Origin of the sequence: Enterobacter sp. BNK-16 (assembly GCF_048684955.1) — a bacterium.
Lineage (GTDB): Bacteria > Pseudomonadota > Gammaproteobacteria > Enterobacterales > Enterobacteriaceae > Enterobacter > Enterobacter bugandensis.
The window spans coordinates 2,081,201-2,100,873 of record NZ_JBLQTQ010000001.1 but is presented as its reverse complement, the minus strand read 5'-3'; the positions used below and the strand labels follow the sequence as shown (position 1 = coordinate 2,100,873).

Annotated in this window: 18 protein-coding genes; 10 read left to right on the top strand and 8 right to left on the bottom strand. The window is 59.4% G+C overall.

The features are described from left to right. The first annotated feature begins 132 nt into the window (after positions 1–132). Together fadE and ACMGGH_RS10030 are read left to right on the top strand one after the other, a co-directional pair. Positions 133–2,577 (top strand): acyl-CoA dehydrogenase FadE, encoded by a 2,445-nt coding sequence (fadE, locus tag ACMGGH_RS10035; protein WP_232948727.1) that lies wholly within the window; start codon positions 133–135, stop codon positions 2,575–2,577. A 108-nt stretch (positions 2,578–2,685) separates the two neighbouring features. Next, entirely contained in the window at positions 2,686–3,456 is a 771-nt protein-coding gene (locus tag ACMGGH_RS10030; protein WP_041911141.1) for an amidohydrolase, read from the top strand. Positions 3,457–3,512: 56 nt separating this feature from the next. Here the strand turns inward: ACMGGH_RS10030 and ACMGGH_RS10025 are convergent, their stop codons facing one another. The 8 genes from ACMGGH_RS10025 to ACMGGH_RS09990 all read right to left on the bottom strand — a co-directional run bounded on the left by ACMGGH_RS10025 (position 3,513) and on the right by ACMGGH_RS09990 (position 13,482). Then, the gene (locus ACMGGH_RS10025) at positions 3,513–5,114 is read right to left on the bottom strand and encodes a gamma-glutamyltransferase family protein (protein ID WP_232948816.1); all 1,602 of its coding nucleotides are present in this window, start codon (positions 5,112–5,114) and stop codon (positions 3,513–3,515) included. A gap of 9 nt (positions 5,115–5,123) precedes the next feature. Next, positions 5,124–5,999, bottom strand: coding sequence for an ABC transporter permease (locus tag ACMGGH_RS10020; RefSeq protein ID WP_028012069.1), 876 nt, complete (start codon positions 5,997–5,999; stop codon positions 5,124–5,126). 2 nt (positions 6,000–6,001) lie between these two features. Next, complete coding sequence (locus tag ACMGGH_RS10015; RefSeq protein ID WP_028012068.1) at positions 6,002–6,943, bottom strand: ABC transporter permease; 942 nt, start codon at positions 6,941–6,943, stop codon at positions 6,002–6,004. An 18-nt stretch (positions 6,944–6,961) separates the two neighbouring features. Then, complete coding sequence (locus ACMGGH_RS10010; RefSeq protein WP_028012067.1) at positions 6,962–8,476, bottom strand: ABC transporter substrate-binding protein; 1,515 nt, start codon at positions 8,474–8,476, stop codon at positions 6,962–6,964. 2 nt (positions 8,477–8,478) lie between these two features. Continuing rightward, positions 8,479–9,561: an ABC transporter ATP-binding protein gene (locus ACMGGH_RS10005; protein ID WP_049137444.1), complete on the bottom strand. Its 1,083-nt coding sequence runs from the start codon at positions 9,559–9,561 to the stop codon at positions 8,479–8,481. Then, entirely contained in the window at positions 9,558–10,571 is a 1,014-nt protein-coding gene (locus ACMGGH_RS10000; RefSeq protein WP_045630680.1) for an ABC transporter ATP-binding protein, read from the bottom strand. The genes ACMGGH_RS10005 and ACMGGH_RS10000 overlap by 4 nt, the downstream gene beginning before the upstream one ends. Continuing rightward, positions 10,568–11,287 carry a FadR/GntR family transcriptional regulator gene (locus ACMGGH_RS09995; RefSeq protein WP_028012064.1) on the bottom strand — a complete coding sequence of 240 codons (720 nt, stop codon included), beginning with the start codon at positions 11,285–11,287 and terminating at the stop codon, positions 10,568–10,570. Before ACMGGH_RS09995 ends, ACMGGH_RS10000 begins: the two co-directional genes overlap by 4 nt. 365 nt (positions 11,288–11,652) lie before the next feature. After that, positions 11,653–13,482 carry a glycosyl hydrolase family 18 protein gene (locus tag ACMGGH_RS09990; protein ID WP_048960608.1) on the bottom strand — a complete coding sequence of 610 codons (1,830 nt, stop codon included), beginning with the start codon at positions 13,480–13,482 and terminating at the stop codon, positions 11,653–11,655. A 316-nt stretch (positions 13,483–13,798) separates the two neighbouring features. Here ACMGGH_RS09990 and gspG point away from each other — a divergent pair, with 316 nt between their 5' ends. From gspG to ACMGGH_RS09950, 8 genes are read left to right on the top strand one after another with little or no spacing between them, the layout of a single operon-like run. After that, on the top strand, positions 13,799–14,218 hold the full coding sequence (gene gspG, locus ACMGGH_RS09985; protein WP_045630682.1) for a type II secretion system major pseudopilin GspG: 420 nt from the start codon (positions 13,799–13,801) through the stop codon (positions 14,216–14,218). A 2-nt stretch (positions 14,219–14,220) separates the two neighbouring features. Continuing rightward, positions 14,221–14,685: a lytic transglycosylase domain-containing protein gene (locus ACMGGH_RS09980; protein ID WP_232948726.1), complete on the top strand. Its 465-nt coding sequence runs from the start codon at positions 14,221–14,223 to the stop codon at positions 14,683–14,685. Further along, positions 14,642–15,850 (top strand): type II secretion system F family protein, encoded by a 1,209-nt coding sequence (locus ACMGGH_RS09975; RefSeq protein ID WP_420299116.1) that lies wholly within the window; start codon positions 14,642–14,644, stop codon positions 15,848–15,850. The genes ACMGGH_RS09980 and ACMGGH_RS09975 overlap by 44 nt, the downstream gene beginning before the upstream one ends. Further along, complete coding sequence (locus tag ACMGGH_RS09970; RefSeq protein WP_053087960.1) at positions 15,850–17,469, top strand: GspE/PulE family protein; 1,620 nt, start codon at positions 15,850–15,852, stop codon at positions 17,467–17,469. Before ACMGGH_RS09975 ends, ACMGGH_RS09970 begins: the two co-directional genes overlap by 1 nt. Continuing rightward, entirely contained in the window at positions 17,453–18,169 is a 717-nt protein-coding gene (locus ACMGGH_RS09965; RefSeq protein WP_232948724.1) for a hypothetical protein, read from the top strand. Before ACMGGH_RS09970 ends, ACMGGH_RS09965 begins: the two co-directional genes overlap by 17 nt. After that, complete coding sequence (locus ACMGGH_RS09960) at positions 18,147–18,662, top strand: hypothetical protein (RefSeq protein ID WP_232948723.1); 516 nt, start codon at positions 18,147–18,149, stop codon at positions 18,660–18,662. The genes ACMGGH_RS09965 and ACMGGH_RS09960 overlap by 23 nt, the downstream gene beginning before the upstream one ends. Then, on the top strand, positions 18,646–19,164 hold the full coding sequence (locus ACMGGH_RS09955; RefSeq protein ID WP_232948722.1) for a hypothetical protein: 519 nt from the start codon (positions 18,646–18,648) through the stop codon (positions 19,162–19,164). Before ACMGGH_RS09960 ends, ACMGGH_RS09955 begins: the two co-directional genes overlap by 17 nt. Next, complete coding sequence (locus ACMGGH_RS09950) at positions 19,161–19,673, top strand: hypothetical protein (protein ID WP_232948721.1); 513 nt, start codon at positions 19,161–19,163, stop codon at positions 19,671–19,673. The genes ACMGGH_RS09955 and ACMGGH_RS09950 overlap by 4 nt, the downstream gene beginning before the upstream one ends.

Sequence of the window (19,673 nt, the reverse complement as noted above, 5' to 3'; positions counted from 1 at the left end):
GCCGGCGAAAACGCGAACAATGTGAACCAGGTTGTAATTATTTTGTAAACACATTGCTAAAGGAATTCACATCAACTACAACCATATCATCACAAGTGGTCAGACCTCCTACAAGCAAGGGAGCTTTTCTTTATGATGATTTTGAGCATTCTCGCAACCGTTGTACTGCTCGGTGTGTTGTTCTATCACCGCGTCAGTTTATTCCTGAGCAGCCTGATTCTTCTGGCCTGGACGGCTGCGCTTGGCGTCGCAGGTCTCTGGAATATCTGGATTTTGGTCCCTCTTGCCATCATTCTGCTGCCGTTTAACCTGGCCCCGATGCGTAAGTCGATGATCTCCGCGCCGGTATTTAAAGGCTTCCGCAAAGTGATGCCGCCGATGTCGCGCACCGAGAAAGAAGCGATTGATGCGGGCACCACCTGGTGGGAAGGCGACCTGTTCCAGGGTAACCCGGACTGGAAAAAGCTGCACAACTATCCGCAGCCGCGCCTGACCGCCGAAGAACAGGCCTTTATTGACGGCCCGGTGGAAGAAGCGTGCCGCATGGCGAACGACTTTGCTATCACCCACGAAATGGCCGACCTGCCGCCGGAGCTGTGGGCGTACCTGAAAGAGCATCGCTTCTTCGCGATGATCATTAAGAAAGAGTACGGCGGTCTTGAGTTCTCCGCTTACGCGCAGGCTCGCGTGCTGCAAAAGCTGGCGGGCGTTTCCGGGATCCTGGCGATTACCGTCGGCGTACCGAACTCCTTAGGCCCGGGCGAACTGCTGCAGCATTACGGTACGGAAGAGCAGAAAGATCACTATCTGCCGCGACTGGCGCGCGGTCAGGAAATCCCGTGCTTCGCGCTGACCAGCCCGGAAGCAGGCTCCGATGCAGGCGCAATCCCGGATACCGGCGTGGTCTGTATGGGCGAGTGGCAGGGCCAGCAGGTGCTGGGCATGCGCCTGACCTGGAACAAACGCTATATCACCCTGGCGCCTATCGCCACCGTGCTCGGCCTGGCCTTTAAGCTCTCCGACCCGGAAAAACTGCTGGGCGGTGAAGAAGATCTGGGCATTACCTGTGCGCTGATCCCAACCTCGACGCCGGGTGTGGAAATTGGCCGTCGTCACTTCCCGCTGAACGTGCCGTTCCAGAACGGCCCGACCCGCGGCCAGGATATCTTCGTGCCGATTGACTACATCATCGGCGGCCCGAAAATGGCCGGTCAGGGCTGGCGCATGCTGGTGGAATGTCTGTCGGTGGGTCGCGGTATTACCCTGCCGTCGAACTCAACCGGCGGCCTGAAGTCCGTCGCGATGGGAATTGGCGCTTATGCCCACATTCGCCGTCAGTTCAAAATCTCCATCGGCAAGATGGAAGGTATTGAAGAGCCGCTGGCACGCATCGCGGGCAACGCCTACGTGATGGACGCCGCTGCATCCCTGATTACCTACGGCATTATGCTGGGCGAAAAACCGGCCGTGCTGTCCGCGATTGTGAAGTACCACTGTACCCACCGCGCGCAGCAGTCGATCATTGACGCGATGGATATCGCGGGCGGTAAAGGCATTATGCTCGGCGAAGGCAACTTCCTGGCGCGCGGCTATCAGGGCGCACCGATTGCCATCACCGTGGAAGGGGCCAACATCCTGACCCGCAGCATGATGATCTTCGGCCAGGGTGCGATTCGCTGCCATCCGTACGTGCTGGAAGAGATGGCAGCTGCGCAGAATAACGACGTGGACGCCTTCGACAAACTGCTGTTCAAACATATCGGTCACGTGGGCAGCAACAAGGTGCGGAGCTTCTGGCTGGGCCTGACGCGCGGCCTTACCAGCGCCACGCCAACCGGCGATGCGACCAAACGTTACTACCAGCATCTGAACCGTCTGAGCGCCAACCTGGCTCTGCTGTCTGACGTTTCCATGGCGGTGCTGGGCGGTAGCCTGAAGCGTCGCGAGCGTATCTCCGCCCGTCTGGGCGATGTGCTGAGCCAGATCTTCCTGGCCTCTGCGGTGCTGAAACGCTACGACGACGAAGGCCGTCAGGAAGCGGATCTGCCGCTGGTGCACTGGGGCGTGCAGGATGCGATGTATCAGGCGGAACAGGCGATTGACGACCTGCTGGCGAACTTCCCGAACCGCTTCGTGGCTGGCGCTCTGCGCGTGGTGATCTTCCCGACCGGTCGTCATCATCTGGCGCCGTCCGACAAGCTGGACCACAAGGTGGCGAAGATCCTGCAGGTTCCGAGCGCAACCCGCTCCCGCATTGGCCGCGGTCAGTATCTGGCACCAACGCCGCATAACCCGGTGGGCCTGCTGGAAGAGGCGCTGCTGGACGTGATGGCCGCCGACCCGATTCACCAGAAAATCTGCAAACAGCTGGGTAAAAACCTGCCGTTTACTCGTCTGGACGAACTGGCGAAACAGGCGCTGGCCGGTGGCATTATCAATAACGACGAAGCTGCGCTGCTGGTGAAAGCCGAAGAGAGCCGTCTGCGCAGTATTAACGTGGATGATTTCGAACCGGAAGAGCTGGCGACGCAGCCGGTAAATCTGCCGGAGAAGCACCGCAAACCTGAAGCGGCATAACCCGCTTCGCTCTGACAAACCCCGCCCGGTGCGGGGTTTTTTATTGCCACATTTTCTCGTAATGACGTGCTACAGTGTCAAAAAGGGGTCGTTTGAGGAGTCTGTATCGTGCCTGGTTTGAAGATTTCGATTTTGCAGCAGCCTTTAGTGTGGATGGATGGCCCTGCCAACCTGCGCCACTTTGATCGTCAACTGGAAGAGATTACCGGGCGAGATGTGATTGTCCTGCCGGAGATGTTTACCACCGGCTTCGCGATGGAAGCGGCGAAACAGTCGATGCCCCAGGAAGAGGTGGTCGCCTGGATGCATGCCAAAGCGCAGCAAACCAACGCGCTGATCGCCGGGAGCGCCGCACTGCAGACGGAACGCGGCCCGGTGAACCGCTTCCTGCTGGTTGAGCCGGAAGGAAAGGTGCATTTTTACGATAAACGCCACCTGTTCCGCATGGCCGATGAACATCATCATTATGAAGCCGGTAACGAACGCGTGGTGTTCGAGTGGCGCGGCTGGCGCATCCTGCCGCTGGTCTGCTACGACCTGCGCTTCCCGGTATGGTCGCGCAACCGCAACGATTACGACCTGGCGCTGTACGTCGCCAACTGGCCCGCGCCGCGCTCGCTGCACTGGCAGGCGCTGCTGGTGGCTCGCGCGATTGAGAACCAGGCGTACGTGGTGGGCTGTAACCGCGTGGGGACGGACGGCAACGGCCACCACTACCGCGGCGACAGCCGGGTGGTGAACCCGCAGGGCGAGATTATTGCCACCGCCGAGCCGCATCAGGCGACGCGCATTGATGCGGAGCTGTCGTTGACGGCGCTGAAGGAGTATCGGGAGAAGTTCCCGGCGTGGCAGGATGCGGATCCGTTTAGCATCGGGTGAAAAAATGCCGGGTGGCGGCTACGCCTTACCCGGCCTACCAATGTTGCTCGCTTCTTTTAACTCACTAACGCCTGCCCGTCCTTGCGGCTTTCCGTCGCGGCCACGTAGTGCCCTTCCGGCATACGATAGATCACCTGCGCACCGCCGAAGTTGTAATCCTGGAGCGGATCTTCCACCACGATCTGATGCCCGCGCTCGCGCAGCGCGGCAATGGTGTTGCGATCGAACGTCGATTCAACGATCACCTCCCTGCCCTGCACCACGCGCCAGCGCGGCGCGTCGATGGCCGCCTGCGGGTTTTGCCCGTGCAGCATGATGCGAAGCGCCATCTGCATATGCCCCTGCGCCTGCATCGGGCCGCCCATCACGCCGAAGGACATCAGCGGCTTGCCGTTGCCGTCCATCGCAAAGCCCGGAATGATGGTGTGGAAAGGACGCTTGCTGCCCGCCAGCGCGTTCGGGTGTTTGGGATCGAGCACAAAGCCGCAGCCGCGGTTTTGCAGGCTGATTCCGGTATCCGGCACCACAATGCCTGAACCGAATCCCATAAAGTTGGACTGGATAAACGAAACCATCATCCCGCTGGCGTCCGCGGTGCTGATGTAGACCGTGCCGCTCTGCGTCGGTGATCCGTACACAAAGTCAGAGGCGTTATCGCGATCGATAAGCGCCGCACGCGACTTCAGATAGTGGTCGCTCAGCAGCTCTTTTGCTGCGAACTCCATATGTTCTTCATCCGCCACGTAGCGGTCGAGATCCGCCAGCGCCAGCTTCATGGCTTCAATGGATAAGTGCAGAGACTGCACGGAGTCCGGATGATGTTTCTCAATGCCGCACTGCTCCAGAATACCGAGCGCAATCAGCGTGGCGATCCCCTGCCCGTTTGGCGGCAGCTCCTGTACCGAGCCGCCCGCGAAGTCGCGCGACAGCAGTTCAACCCAGTCCACGCGATGGTTTGCCAGATCTTCCGCTGACAGGTGCGCGCCGTGCTCCTGGGCGAAGACGGCGATTTTCTGCGCCAGCTCGCCGCGGTAAAAGGCTTCACCGTTGGTTTTGGCAATCAGCTCCAGCGAATGAGCCTGCGCCGGGTTACGGAAGATCTCCCCCACGCGCGGGGCGCGGCCTTCCGGCGCAAAGCAGGCGCTAAAGCCCGGCTGATCTTTCAGCTTGTTATAGCCGCGCTGCCAGAGATGACCAATCAGCGGCGAGACCGGGAAGCCGTTGCGCGCGTAGTCAATCGCAGGCTGCGCCAGCGTGGTCAGCGGCAGCGTGCCGAAGCGTTCCGCCAGGGCCACCCAGCCCGACACCGCACCCGGCACCGTCACCGCGTCCCAGCCGATTTCCGGCACTGCGCTTTCACCGGCAAACAGATCCGCATGCCAGCTGGCCGGCGAGCGCCCGGACGCGTTCAGGCCGTGAAGTTTTTCACCGTCCCAGACGATGGCAAAGGCGTCGCTGCCGATGCCGTTGCCGGTCGGCTCGACAACGGTCAGCGCCATGGCGGTGGCAATGGCCGCATCGACGGCATTACCACCCAGCTGCAGCATTTTCATTCCCGCCTGCGCCGCCAGCGGCTGCGAAGTGGCAACGGCGTTGTGGCCCATCATCGGCGGGCGGCGTGAAGCGTAACCGGACGTAAAATCAAGCGCTTTGGTCATCATGACTCCTTAGTCGTGGCGCGGATCGAGCGCATCGCGCAGCCCGTCGCCAAGTAAATTAAAGCCCTGCACGGCAAGGAAAATCGCCACGCCGGGGAAAACGGACATCCACGGCGCCTGCTCAAGGAAACCTTTCGCGGTATTGAGCATGGACCCCCAGGATGGATTGGGCGGCTGCTGCCCCAGCCCTAAAAACGACAGGCTGGCTTCGGCAATAATCGCCGAGGCAATGGCCAGCGTGGCCTGAACCAGGATCGGCGACATCACGTTTGGCAGAACGTATTTAATGATGATCCAGCGATCCGGCAGGCCAATCGCCCGCGCGCCGTCGATGTACTCTTCGTTGCGAATGGCGATCACCTGCCCGCGCGTCAGGCGGGCGAAGATCGGCATCGCCGAAAGACCGATGGCGATCATCGCGTTGGTCAGGCTCGGGCCTAAAAATGCCCCCAGCGCGATCGCCATGATCAGGAACGGACAGGCCAGCAGCGCCTCGATAAAGCGCGAGATGACGCCGTCCCACATCTTCTGGAAGTAGCCCGCCACCAGCCCCAGCGGCACGCCGATGACCACCGCGATAACCACCGACATACAGCCCGCCATCAGCGAGGTTCGCGCTCCCCAGATAATGCGGGACAAAATGTCGCGCCCCAGCTCGTCGGTGCCGAACCAGTACATAGCTGACGGCGCTTTGCGCACCGCGAGGAAGTTGGCTTTAACCGGGTCAAACGGGGCGATCCACGGCGCCAGCAGCGCCACCAGCACAAAGAAACCCACCACAAGCGCGCCAATCACCGCGCTTTTATTGGCAAGGAATTTCTTCAGCACCCGGTTCTGCGCGCGCGGCAGCGCGGGGGCTACGGTTTGCGTCGTCAGTTCCGCCATCGTTAACCTCGCATTTTCGGGTTGATAAGGACGTAAAGCACGTCGGCCAGCAGGTTGAGCAGCAGGAAGCCGATCGCCACGATCAGCACCACGCCCTGCACCACCGCGTAGTCACGGTTGAACACCGAGTCGACGATCATCTTGCCGAAGCCCGGGATGGTGAACACCTGCTCGGTCAGCACCGCGCCGCCCAGCAGCTCGCCAAACAGCAGCGTGGTGAGGGTGATCACCGGTACCAGTGCGTTGCGAAACGCGTGCTTTAGAATGACCGCCTTCGGCAGCAGCCCCTTGGCCCGTGCGGTACGGATATAATCCGCCTTCAGTACCGCGATCATCGAGGCGCGGGTGTGGCGCATCAGCGTCGCCGCCAGCCCGGTTCCGAGCACGGACGCGGGCAGCAGCAGCGTGCGCAGGTTCTGAAGCGGATCTTCACTGAACGGCACGTAGCCGGACGCGGGCAGCCACTGCAGGTTCACCGAGAAGACCAGAATCAGCAGGATCCCCAGCCAGAAGTGGGGAATAGAGATCCCCGAGATCGCCACGAAGTTCGCCCCGTGATCGACCCAGCTGTTTTTGTTCACCGCCGCAAGGATCCCCATGCTGATGCCAAACACCAGCGCAATAATCATCGCCAGCAGCGACAGCTCCAGCGTAACCGGCAGCTTGCTGGCGATAAGCTCGGTCACCGGCTCGTGCGTACGCAAGGAGACGCCCAGATCGCCCTGCAGCGCCCGCGTCAGCCAGTGGAAATACTGAACCGGGATCGGCGCATCCAGGTTCAGCTCCGCGCGCAGCTGGGCGATCACCGCCGGATCGCGTTCCTCACCGGCCATCGCAATCAGCGGGTCGCCGGGCAGAAGCTTTTGCAGCCCGAACACCATCATGCTCACCAGCAATAGCGTCGGGACGGCCAGCAGCAGACGTTTGCAAATCAGTTCCAGCATGGGTTCTCCTCAGGACGTTTATTTCGCCAGCGTCAAACCCGCCAGACGCACAATGCCGTCCGGGTAAGGCTTAAAGCCCTGCACGCGCTTGTTCAGGCCAAAAATGCGCGGCTCGAAGTAGAGATAGGCAATCGGCATGTCGGTTTGCAGCTGCTTCACCACCTTGTCATACAGCGGCTGGCGTGCGGCCTGGTCGGTGCTCTGGCGCGCCTGCGTCAGCCACTCATCGACCTGCGCGTTGCTGTAACGGCCGTCGTTAAGCGTGCCATTGCTGTGGATAAAGCCGTAGATGCTGCCGTCCGGATCCGGGCGACCCGACCAGCCGGAGAAGCTCAGCTGATAATCACCGCTCTGCTGGCGATCCAGCAGCGTGGCAAATTCGGTCATCTGCAGGTTCAGCGTGAAGCCGGCCTCGGCGACCATTGCCTGCAATACCTGACCCACCTGCTGCGAGGTTGGGTTGTTCGGCACCAGCAGGTTGACGGTCAGCGGCGCGGTGACGCCTGCCGCTTTGAGCAGTGCTTTGGCTTTATCAACGTCGCGCGGCGGAACCGGCAGATTCACGTGATACGGGCTCACCGTCGAAAACGCCTGGTTTGCCGGGGTGTAGAGGCCTTCGAAGACCACCTGGTTTAACGCATCGCGGTCGATGGCCTGAGAAAACGCCTCGCGCACGCGGGCATCTTTGAACGGATCGTTCGCCGGGACCTTGCCGTTGTTAATATTGAAGGTGATCCCCTGATAGCCCAGGCCGGTGACCTTCGCCAGCGCCAGCTTGCTGTCGGCTTCGACGGTTTTGACGTCGCTGGCGGCGATGCCTTCGGTCAGATCAAGATCGCCCGCGCGCAGGTTCGCCAGACGCACGGAGGCATCCGGGATCGGCAGATAGATAATTTTGTCGAAGTGGTAGGCGCCTTTGTTCCAGTAGTTGTCGAAGCGGGTCAGAACGATGCGGTCCTGCGACACGCGGCTGTCGAACTTGTACGGGCCGGAACAGACCGGATGGGCGGCAAAGTCAGGCTTTTTCGCGGCCTCGGGTGCCATCATCGCGCCCGCACGGTCGGTAAGCTGCATCAGCAGCGCGGCGTCCGGCGTTTTCAGGTGCAGCGCTATCTGCATCGGGCCGGTGACCTCTACCGATTCCACGGAGGAGATCTCGCTTTTCCGCAGGGAGCCTTTGAGGGTCAGGGCGCGGTCGAGGTTGTATTTCGCGGCGGCGGCATCGAATTTCTCTCCGTCATGGAAAGTCACGCCTTCGCGCAGATCCATGGTCAGCGTTTTGCCGTCGGCGCTCCAGGCCCACGATTTCGCGAGACCTGGCACGACCTTCAGATGCTCGTCGACGTCCACCAGCCTGTCGCACAGGGAGGCAAACACGAAGCGGCCATAGTAGGTGCGCGCCAGGTGCGGGTCGAGCATGTCCGGGTCTGCTCCCAGGCCGATTCGCAGCACGCTTTCAGAATGGGCGGGCAGCGCCGCGCCAAGCAACATAACACTTCCCAGTACGGTCAAAAGAGAATTACGCATTGTCATTATCAGGAGTTCCTTGAAGGAAGGGAGGAGTGAGTGGCCGCGTGTTCAAACAGCGCGCGGCGGCGCAGAAAGGCTGCGGATGGCGGTGCGATCTGGATAACGCTGCGATCGCGGTTAATTTCCTGCCAGCGGTGGCAGGCAACCTGACGCCCGCCGTCGAGCACCTGATTAATCGGCTCGACCTGGCGGCATTCGTCGGTGACGTACGGGCAGCGGGTGTGGAAGCGACAGCCCGACGGCGGGTTCGCCGGGTTCGGCAGATCCCCCTGCAGCAGCGGCGCGTCGCGCTCAACACCCGGCTGCATCTGCGGCGCCGAGGCGATCAGCGCCTGGGTGTAAGGGTGCAGCGGTGCGTCAAAGATCTCGTCGACGGTGGCAAGCTCAACGATTTGCCCAAGGTACATCACCGCCACGCGGTCGCTCATGTGGCGGATCACCGCCAGACCGTGGGCGACGATCACCATCGTCAGCCCCAGCTGGTGCTTCAGGCTCTCCAGCAAATTAACCACCTGCGCCTGCACCGACACATCCAGCGCGGAAACCGGCTCGTCGCCCAGCAGCAGCTTTGGCCCCGAAGCCAGCGCGCGGGCAATGCCGATACGCTGGCGCTGCCCGCCGGAAAACTCGTGCGGATAGCGCCCGGCCCAGGCGGCAGGCAGGCCAACGGTCTTGAGCAGCTCCGCGACGCGGTACTGACGATCCGCTTTCTTCATGTTCTGGTGCAGCCACAGCGGCTCACCGACGATCTGCTCCACCGTCATGCGCGGGTTCAGCGAGGCAAAAGGATCCTGAAAAATAATCTGCAGCTCGCGCCGGAGCTGGTTCAGACGGGCGCCTGTGGCGTGGGTAATCTCCTCCCCCTGATAAAACACGCGTCCTTCGCTGGCGGCCAGCAGACGCAGCAGCAGACGGCCGAGGGTGGATTTCCCGGAGCCGGACTCGCCGACAATCGCCAGCGTTTCGCCCGGCATCACGGCAAGCGAAACGCGATCGACCGCTGTGACAAACCGGGCCGGGGAAAAGAGTTTTTTCGGACCGGGGAAAAGCTTGCTGAGGTCCCGGGCTTCAAGAATGGGCGTGGTCATGCGGTCTCTCCCAGGGCAATGTGGTGTTCGAGCGGCACGCGGAAGCAGGCGACCTGATGGCCCGCGCCGAGCGTGGTGAGCTGCGGTTTTTCATCATGACAGCGCGACTGCGCAAACGGGCAGCGCGTCGCGAAACGGCAGCCTTGCGGCATGGATTCCGGGAGCGGGACCGTTCCGGGAATGGTAGAGAGCTGGCCTTTGCGTGCGCCCAGCGAAGGGATCGAGCCCATCAGGCCGATGGTGTACGGGTGCTGCGGGTCAGCGAATATTGCCTCAACGCTCCCCTGCTCCACCACCTGCCCGGCGTACATTACCGCCACCTGCTGGGCCACTTCAGCCACCACGCCTAAATCGTGGGTGATCATCAGCACCGCCGTGCCGGTTTCCTCTTTTAGGGTGTTCAGCAGGGTCAGGATTTGCGCCTGGATGGTGACGTCGAGCGCGGTGGTGGGTTCGTCGGCAATCAGCAGTTTAGGGTGGTTGATCAGGGCCATGGCGATCATCACGCGCTGGCGCATGCCGCCGGAAAGCTGGTGCGGATACGCCTTGAGGCGCATCTCCGCCGCCGGGATCTGCACCTTTTCAAGGATCTGCAGCGCGACCTTCATCGCCTCCGGGCGAGTAACGTTCTGGTGACGCATGACCGCTTCACTGAGCTGATCGCCTAACGTGAAGGCCGGATTGAGCGAGGTCATCGGCTCCTGGAAAATCATCGCCAACTCGCTCCCGCGCAGGTCGGCATACTCCCGCGGCGAAAGCTTGCGCAGGTCGTGGCGGCGAAACTGCATCTCGCCGCTGACAATCTGCGCGCTGGCGGGCAGTAAACCCATCAGCGCCAGTGAGGTGATACTTTTCCCGCAGCCGGACTCCCCCACCAGCGCCAGCGTTTCGCCCGCTTTGACCGTCAGGGAAATGCCGTCCAGGACGCTGACCGGCGAGCCGGAAAACTTAACGTTGAGATTATTCAGCCGGAGTACAGGCGTGGAGTCCTTAAACGGGATCGTCGTCATAGCGTGAAATCGTCCTCAAGGTGGATCGCCTGAATCAGGGCGTTTTGCAGGCTGAGCAGGTGTTCGCGCATGGCGGCCGCTGCTTCATTAGGCTGGCGATGGATAATCGCGGACATGATCTTGTGATGGTGGTCGTTGTAGCTGTCGACACGTTCGGGCGTGCGGGCTAATTCACGCAGATGCTGCCAGCCGGGTTCGCGCCGCACGGCGTCAATGGCGTCAAACAGGCCGAGCATCAGGCGATTGCCCGCCGCCTCGGCAATGGCGCGGTGAAAGGCGCTATCCCAGAGTTCATTGAGATCGCGGTCATCCGGGCTGACCTTGTCGATGCGTTCCAGCATGCGCTGCATGAGCGCGAGGTTTTCCCTGGTGGCACGCAGTGCCGCAAGCCGGGCTAAGCCGGGTTCGATCTGTATACGAGCTTCCATCACTTCCAGCAGATTGGTCTGCTGAACCAATCCCTGAAGGGCCAGCGGTTCAACAGGGGCAGCCGGACCAATAAAGGTGCCTTTGCCCTGTTTACGCCAGATCCGCCCTTCTTCTTCCAGCACGTCCAGCGCGCGACGCACTTCGCGTCGTCCTACGCCGAGTGTTTCCGACAGCTCACGTTCCGTGGGCAGCGGAGTGCCTGGTGTTGACTCATGCTGGTTGATTAGCCCGCGCAGTTGCTCAAGCGCGGTGCTGGAATTGGCCAGAAACCGTGACGGTTTTTCCATATTGGTTCGCTCACTATCATCATTATTTTCTTTTTATGAACGATAAGTTATTGATATGGCGTGCTACTTATCGTGCTAATGATTAAGCAATAAACGAACCAATTTTTTAATGGTTCAAAAGAGATTTTAAAAAGCGGTAGTAAATGAAGGGGTTACAGCAACGTATTGTTACAGATGCAAGCGGCATCCTGAGACGATAAAGGCCAGAAAAGAACATGAAACGCACAAAACCAGTGCAAATATTGCACTACAATAGTGCCATTGTTAATTTTTTGCACTATAAATGATAACAATAAGTTAACAAAAAGTAATAAATAAGGCGCGCTTACGCCTGAAAATGGCCCCCTTGCGAGGGCCGCGAAAGATTAAGGTACAGGCTGCCAAAGCGTCGCAGCCGCAGTCGGCGCCCAGTCGGACTGAGACGTGTGCCCCTGCACGCAGCGATACTGTGTGCCGTTATACGTGACAATTTCTCCAGTCTTATAGCGCGTACCGACTTTCCACTCGCCTTCCGGCTCAGGCGTCACAGACCCCTCTTTCGTCGTGGCTTTAAGCGGTGTACTGGCGAGAGACTGATGACCTTTGGCATTTTCGGCGATCACCTGGTAGCTGTAGGTTGTTCCCGCGCGCAGGCCGCTGTCGAAGATCTGCGTTCCGCTTACGGTGAGTAACTCCGCCCCATCGCGTAGTACGTGGTATTTCACCGCGTTGTCTACCGCATTCCATTTCACCGTCAGGCTGTTTTCCGTCGAAGAAACCAGGGCCAGGCCGCCTGGCGCGTCAGGACGTCCCTCTTCGACCTGTACGGTTTCTACCTTAACCACGTTGCTGCTTTCAGAGATATTGTTCGCTGCATCACGTGCTTTCACGCTGTAGTGGTACACCACACCGCCGGTCTCTACTGCATTATCGGTCCACTGGGTGTCCGTTGAAGACCCGACTTTGATGTCATTACGGTAGATGTCATATCCCACTACGCCACGGTCATCGGTGGAGGGCTGCCAGGCAAGGGTGATAGTCAAGCCATTGTTCAGCACCTTCAGTCCTGCTGGCGCAGTTGGCGCGACGGTATCCTGCGGGCGTTCAGGCGACATCAGGTCCGCGCGCTCTTTCATTTCATTGAAATAGTCAACCTGCTGCGGGATGGACAGCTGCTGATCGTTTGAACCCAACGTCCAGATAAAGAACCCACCATAGCCGTTTTCCGCCTGCCAGCCCGCACGGTTTACGTTGTTCTGTCGGTTCTCAACAAAGCGACCTTCTGGCCCCCACTGGGAGTTGATGGTCTGACCGAGAACGATTTTGCTCTTATCACCCACCGCCCGGGCGTAGTTAGCCATCGCCACGTCATACTTAAAGCGTGGGCCGGCGTCATAGGCCATGACGTTGAAGAAATCGAAAACGTTTTTCCCCTGCGTCAGCAGCGGCAGAACTTCGCCATGGTGTGAAGAGCGAGCCGCCTCAACGAAGGAACAATTCTCGGTTACCGCGCTGTTGGTGCAGTTCTCCGGGTCAGCACCAACGTGATAGGTGGTCAGGCTCAGCAGCTTTTTGCTGCCGGACGCATTGAGCTTGCTACGAACCCGTTCAGCCAGATCCAGCAGGTTTGCGTTTTCCTCTGGCGTGACGCGATCGGGCTTTTCAAAGTCAAAATCGATGCCGTCAAGCTGAACGGTACCCGCCTTCTGGTAGTTCGCCATATTACATTTGCCTTGCCAGTCGGCGCTCAGGCATTCCCCAACCATCTCTTCCGGCTTCAGGTTCTTTTTATATACCGGGAAGTTGGTATTCAGCAGATTCACCAGATTCTGCGCCAGCGTTTCTCGCGTTTGCGCGTTATTCAGATAAGACCACATCGCGGAATACGTCTCGCCGCCGAGCGCCAGCATCATTTTTTTCTCCGGGTGCGCCAGCTTCAGCTGGCTCCACACGACATAGGCTGGCGCATTAATGTACCAGGGATCATATTGTGGTACTGCAACAATATTATCGGAACTGGACAGCTTACCGCTTGCATCCCAGCCACCAAATGAAAGCAGGAACGTATCCGCTTTCACCTCTTTCATATCCTCAACGGACTCGACCGGAACGCCCCAGGAGGTCAGATAGGTGACCGCTCGCGGTGCCTGCGCCGCGAAAGCCGACTGCGCCATTAGTGCGCTACCAATTAACAGAGATAATGTAAGTTTTTTCATCAAAGTTCCTTATTGCTTTGTGATGATAGTCCTGTGGATTACCTCGCAAATTGTCTTTTTTTTTAGCGCCGAGATCGTTGGGGATAATAGAGTGGTGAATCAGGAAACCCTCCGCGTTAAATAAGAAATATCTCTCGCATTTATAATAAATACTTCAACGACAGCGCGGGAGAATTCTCGCATCCTGTAAGACGCTTCTTTATTTATTTTTCCCATCTTCACCAATTAAAAAAGATGGCATACCTGTGTTCCCGCTCTTTTATCAGGGAAAATTCAGGAATTAATCACAACTATTATCCAACTAGGGACGCTCTCAATGAAATATGCAACAAACGTGATGCGAAAACAGGGTGGTTTTACCCTGCTTGAACTGCTGGTCGTGCTGATGATTATTGCGCTGCTGGCAGGATTTGTCGGGCCAAAAGTCTTCTCAAATGTCGACTCGGCTAAGGAGAAAACCGCCATGCGCCAGATGCGCTCGCTTGCTGAGGCACTCGGGCAATATCGCCTCGATACCGGCAGTTATCCAACTGAAACACAAGGTCTGAAAGCGCTGACTGAAAAGCCTTCCAACGCGCAAAACTGGAATGGCCCTTATCTTAGCCAGCATGTGCCGTTAGACCCCTGGGGCAATCCGTACCAGTGGCATAACCCCGCCCGGACAAAAGACGCCATTAATGAAGTCGAAATAACCTCCGGCGGTAAAGACGGTAAGCCTGTCACTTACGGGTTCTGACTATGCTGCGCCTGTCCATATATTCGCTGTTTATCTTCAGCGTATTTTCCTGCCGGGCCGATTGCTGGCAGCTGGCGGGAGAACGTTACGGCATTGAGCCAGAGCTATTACAGGCGATAGCGATAGTGGAATCCAACGGTAATACCCGGGCCATCAACAAAAATCGTGATGGCTCAATGGATGTCGGTCTGATGCAGATCAATAGCATTCACTTCGATGCGCTGCGTAAATTTCGTATTAGTCAAAAAGATCTGCTAACCGACCCTTGCCAAAGTGTCATGACCGGCGCCTGGATCCTGGCAGGTCAAATCCAGCGCTTTGGTTATACCTGGGACGCGGTGGGGGCGTATAACGCCGGAACGGCAAATACCCCCCAGCGCCGCGCGCTTCGTCAACAATACATAAGAAAAGTGGCTCCGCATTATGCCCGCCTTAAAAGGCAGAGCCATACACTGTCGCAAAAATGAAACCATATACCGTCACCATCCTCCAGGGGGGAAACGCGTCAGTCAGACCGTACTTGCCGCGTCGCCTGATGATGCCAGCGCCCGAATTATTGCCTGCGGCGGCATCGTTTTGCAGGTACAGGAACGCCCCGCCCGCAAGGAGAAACGCTTTCCACTGAATCTGTTCTTGCAGGAGCTTATCGCTCTGCTGGAAGCCGGGCTGGTCGTGGTCGAGGCCGTCGAAGCGCTGCGCGAAAGCAGCCGCGACGGTGGCACCTCGCTGGTTCTGGATACGCTGGTTAAAAAGCTCTACGAAGGAGCGCAACTCTCCCAGGCGATGATGGCGCTACCAGCACTGTTTCCGCCTCTGCTGATTAACACCGTTGCCTCTTCTGAGCAAACCGGACACTTACCCGAAGCGCTAAAGCGTTTTCAGTTTTACGAATCAAGAATGGAAATTCTGCGCAAGCGGATTAAATCAACCCTGCTCTATCCGACGATTGTCATTGCCGCCGGCGGGATAATTCTGTTCTTTCTGCTCGGCTTTATTATTCCGCGTTTTTCCGTGGTGTTTGACGGGATGAAGAACCCGTCCGCCAGCGCACAGCTTATCCTCTGGTGGGGACGCCTGACGCAAACCCATGGCTCGCTGCTGCTGGCCGGTTGCGCGGCAGCGGTTGCAGGCATCGTGATGGCGGTGCGCAGCCCGCGCCTGCGCCAGCGTGCGCTCGGTTTGTTGCTGCGCATTCCCGCCTTACGCCAGCAGCACCAGCTTTCTGTGCTGGTGCGTTTTTACCGCACGCTGGGCCTGCTGTTACAGGGCGGCCTTCCCGCGCCAGATGCGTTAATGCTGAGCCGGGAAATCCTGCCCGCCACGCATCGTCAGCAGGTTGAACAGGTTATCCGCGACGTCGCCGCTGGCGAGTCGCTCTCCCGCATGCTGGAAGCGCAACAGATGACGACCCCTGTCGCCAGCCGCCTGCTGCAGGTCGGCGAGCGCAGCGGCGAACTGCCTGCCATGTGCGAGCGGATCGCCGCTTTTTATGACGAATCGCTGGAACGCTCGATTGAAACCTTTAGCAAAATTTTTGAACCGATTCTGATGATGGTCGTTGGCGGCATCGTTGGGCTCGTCGTGTTTTTACTGTACATGCCCATTTTTGAACTGGCAGGAGGATTGCAATAATGTCTCACTCACCGTCTGTAGAACCCCTTTTCGACCTGCCAGACGAGCAGCGCTGTCAGGCGCTGGCGGAACTGCTGGACAGTTTCCCCGGCGCGTTAGAAGAAGCCGCCGGTTCCCTGGGGCTCACGCCGCTCTCACCCACACAGCTCGCCGACAGCGAAGAGGATTTCGAAGCCGTGCCGCTGACCGAATCGCTCAGCCAGCGAGCATTGCCGCTGCGCGTTAACGGTCAGCTCCACGTTGCGCTGGGCGATCCGTTTTCACTGGCGCTGCGCCAGTGGGCCTATAACGTGAATGCGCTCCCCGCGCTCGCCCCGCTCTCTCAGCTTAATGCCCGCCTTGATGAACTGGCAAAACAGCAGCGCACGCTCGATCAGCTGGAGCAGCAGCAGAGTGAAGAGAATAAAGAGGCCCGGTGGCTGGAGATCACCCCATCGGCCATCGCCAGTGAACCCCACGCCGTCATTAAGCTGGTTAACGCCACGCTGTTTGATGCCCTGCAGAGCCGCGCCAGCGATATTCATCTTTGCGCCGTCGCGGATGGGTTGATGGTGAAGTACCGCATCGATGGCGTTCTGCACAGCATTCGCCACTGCGCCGGGCTTCAGCAGGCGGAGCAGGTGATCTCCCGTCTCAAAGTATTAAGCTGCATGGACATTTCCGAACGACGCACGCCACAGGACGGGCGCTTTAAGGCGTTGATTCTCCAGCGTCCCGTCGATTTTCGCGTGTCCATCATGCCGGGCGTCTATGGCGAGGATGCCGTACTGCGCGTGCTGGATAAATCTCACGATCAAAACCTGCGCCTGGAGACGCTCGGCTTTGATGAGCACACGCTGGGCGCGATTCGCCAGTTAACCCATCTGCCCCACGGTATGGTGCTCGTCACCGGGCCAACGGGGAGCGGGAAATCCACCACCCTCTATTCAGCACTCAGCGAACTCAACAGCGGTGAATGCAAAATTATCACCATTGAAGATCCCGTGGAGTACCAGCTCAACAGCGTACTGCAAATTCCGGTCAACGATAAAAAAGGGCTCACCTTCGCCCGCGGCCTGCGCGCCATTTTGCGTCACGACCCGGACATCATCCTGGTGGGTGAGATCCGCGACGGTGAAACCGCCGGCATTGCCGTGCAGGCGGCGCTCACCGGCCACGTGGTGCTCTCCTCGGTTCACGCCAATGACGTCTTTAGCGTACTGGAACGTTTTTTATATATGCAGGTGGAGCCCGCCAGCCTGATCACCGCCCTTAACGGCGTCGTGGCGCAACGGCTGGTGCGCCAGATTTGCCCGGACTGTATTGATGACACCACACCCACAGATGACCTTCTCGCGGCGTGGCAATCCGGACCGCTGCAGCAGCTCACGCCCCGCTGGCGTCGAGGGCGAGGCTGCGATACCTGCCGCGACAGCGGTTTTCGCGGCAGGCTGGCGCTGGCGGAAGTGCTGCATTTCAGCGATGCGATGAAAGAGGCAATGCTGGCGCGATCGCCCCGGCGCAAGCTAAAGGAAGTGGCGCTGAATGACGGTTTTGTTCCGCTCTCGACCATCGCGCTGCGCGCCGTGGTCGAAGGCAAAACCACCTGGGAGGAGGTGAACCGTGTTATCACTCACTAACATCTGGCAGTGCGACATCTGGCCTCATGCCGTGCGGTTGCGCCGCAACAACGTGGTTCTCGCCACCCATGAACGCCGGCCAGATGAGCCTCTTGAAGCCGCGCTCGAAACGCTGCTGCGCCTGCGCCCTTCCGTCTTACCGTGGCGTGACGCGGTGGAGTTTCACCTCGATACCGACGATCTGACGTTTTTAATCCAGCCCTGGCATGACGGCGTGACCACACCGCAGGAGCTGCTCCAGCTCGCCCGTCAGCAGGCGGTTCATCGCGCGAGTCCGCCCGTCGACTGGCTGGTCCGCTTCGAGACCCTGAACTGGCAGCAGTCGGCGCTGGCCGCGTGCCTGAAGCAACCTTGCTGGCATCTGCTTGGCGCGCTGGCGCGTCGGGAGCGGCTGCGTTTTCGCGGGGTTGTCACGCCGTTTCAAAAGCTGTTAAGCCACTTCGCCCGCGCCCTGCCGGAAAACGGCCTGTTTGTGGCGATGAGTCCCCACCATAGCCGGATTGCCAGCCGTCAGCACCACAGCTGGCGCGACGTCTGGACACTCACCCTGCCACAGCAGGAGATGGACGCCCAGCTGCGGGTTATCGCCCGGCTAAGCGGAATGCAGGACTGTCCTGGCTACGTCATTCATACCGACGGTGAGCATCACCAGGAAGTCCCGCTACAGGAGAGTCCTCATGACGCCGCTGTTTACGCGTAGTTCCCCATGGGCCGCACGCACGCTGCTGTTAACCGGACTCCTCTGCTTACCGCTCACCGGTGCCGTGATATATGGCCTGTTTGAGCACCAGCGCCTTGAGCTGGAGACATCGCAGGTACAGCAGCAGCTCGCCCAACGGCAGCAGGTGCTGCGCAAGCTGCGTGAAGCGGAGCAGCGCCGGTTGCGCCAGGCTCAGCAACTGCAGGCCGTCCCGCCTGCCATCAAGCTGCTGGACAACATCGGCAGCGTACTGACGCCTGATATTGCGCTCCTGAGCATTGACGTCATTGCCAGTAAAGGCGATGCGCGGCTTACGGTGAATGCAAGCAATCTTGACGCCCTGCTCGCCTTTAGCGAGCGGCTACAGCAGTTGCCGGCGCATGTGGTGCTTGAAAACCATCGCCAGTCGGCGCAGGGCGATCCTGCCTGGCCGATTAACGCGGTACTCGACGTCAAGGTGACGACGGAGGCGCACCATGCGGCTTCAGAATAAACCCGCCGTGCTGCGCTGGCAGGCGGCGTTATTTGCCGGGCGCATAGGAACGGTTCCGCTCGTGCTCGCCGGGCTGCCCGCAGGACTGCTGCTGTTATGGCTTGGCGGCGTGCGGCCGCACACCATCCATTTGCAGGAGAACCTTGCCCGGATCCAGGCGCAGCTACAAACCGCGCTGCCGCTGGATAAACAGCAGCCGGAACTGCAAAGCCGCATCAGCCTCGGAGAATATCAGCAGGTCAGGCTCATTTTTGAGCAGTTCAGGAGCCGAGGGATGAAGGTCGACGCCAGCCGCTATCAGCTGGAAAACGACGACGGCAAAACCGCGCTACGGCTGGATATTCCGCTGCGCGGTGAATATCTGCCGCTGATGGACGCCCTGGAAACGCTAAGCCGCACTTTGCCGTTACGCATTGAGCAGCTAAGCCTGCGGCGCGCCGGGCCATCGGAAAGCCAGCTCAGCGCCACCGTGCAGCTTCACCTGTTGAAGGAGTCGCCATGAAACTGCCGCGCTATTTACAGCTGGCGCTGGTGCTGACCGCCGGTGCTGTTTTCTGGAGCCAGTTTGCCGATGACGAGATATCGCAAGCGCAGCTTGAGGCGCAGCCGGTCTCACGCCCGCGCCCCGCGCCAGCAAAGCCGGAGACGGCTCACGCAACGCGCATCGATCTCTTTTCAACGCCACATAGCAGGTCGCAAGACGCAGCAGAACAGCCGCCGGAAAACGATCGGCCTGAAGAGGCGACACCAACCGCACCGCCGCTACCGCTTCAGCTCCTCGGTGCCTGGTGGGAAAACCGTCAGAGGATCGTTGTGCTGACGGATGGCAAAGAGACCTGGCCGGTCTGCGAGCGCTGCAGGGCGGACGGCAGGATCTGGATCGGCAGTTCGCCGGTCAACAACTGGATTTTAAAAGCGGTGGCGAACGACCACCTCCTGTTTGAATGGCAGCCCACCCATAGCCAGCAGCGGCTGGAACTGGATGAGCTGCAATCGGAACCGACACATTAA

Coding starts and splice junctions, on each gene's coding strand:
- fadE (WP_232948727.1), top strand. CDS start 133: ATGATGATTTTGAGCATTCTCGCAACCGTTGTACTGCTCGGTGTGTTG.
- ACMGGH_RS10025 (WP_232948816.1), bottom strand. CDS start 5,114: ATGACCAAAGCGCTTGATTTTACGTCCGGTTACGCTTCACGCCGCCCG.
- ACMGGH_RS10020 (WP_028012069.1), bottom strand. CDS start 5,999: ATGGCGGAACTGACGACGCAAACCGTAGCCCCCGCGCTGCCGCGCGCG.
- ACMGGH_RS10015 (WP_028012068.1), bottom strand. CDS start 6,943: ATGCTGGAACTGATTTGCAAACGTCTGCTGCTGGCCGTCCCGACGCTA.
- ACMGGH_RS10010 (WP_028012067.1), bottom strand. CDS start 8,476: ATGACAATGCGTAATTCTCTTTTGACCGTACTGGGAAGTGTTATGTTG.
- ACMGGH_RS10005 (WP_049137444.1), bottom strand. CDS start 9,561: ATGACCACGCCCATTCTTGAAGCCCGGGACCTCAGCAAGCTTTTCCCC.
- ACMGGH_RS10000 (WP_045630680.1), bottom strand. CDS start 10,571: ATGACGACGATCCCGTTTAAGGACTCCACGCCTGTACTCCGGCTGAAT.
- ACMGGH_RS09995 (WP_028012064.1), bottom strand. CDS start 11,287: ATGGAAAAACCGTCACGGTTTCTGGCCAATTCCAGCACCGCGCTTGAG.
- ACMGGH_RS09990 (WP_048960608.1), bottom strand. CDS start 13,482: ATGAAAAAACTTACATTATCTCTGTTAATTGGTAGCGCACTAATGGCG.
- gspG (WP_045630682.1), top strand. CDS start 13,799: ATGAAATATGCAACAAACGTGATGCGAAAACAGGGTGGTTTTACCCTG.
- ACMGGH_RS09980 (WP_232948726.1), top strand. CDS start 14,221: ATGCTGCGCCTGTCCATATATTCGCTGTTTATCTTCAGCGTATTTTCC.
- ACMGGH_RS09975 (WP_420299116.1), top strand. CDS start 14,642: ATGCCCGCCTTAAAAGGCAGAGCCATACACTGTCGCAAAAATGAAACC.
- ACMGGH_RS09970 (WP_053087960.1), top strand. CDS start 15,850: ATGTCTCACTCACCGTCTGTAGAACCCCTTTTCGACCTGCCAGACGAG.
- ACMGGH_RS09960 (WP_232948723.1), top strand. CDS start 18,147: ATGACGCCGCTGTTTACGCGTAGTTCCCCATGGGCCGCACGCACGCTG.
- ACMGGH_RS09955 (WP_232948722.1), top strand. CDS start 18,646: ATGCGGCTTCAGAATAAACCCGCCGTGCTGCGCTGGCAGGCGGCGTTA.
- ACMGGH_RS09950 (WP_232948721.1), top strand. CDS start 19,161: ATGAAACTGCCGCGCTATTTACAGCTGGCGCTGGTGCTGACCGCCGGT.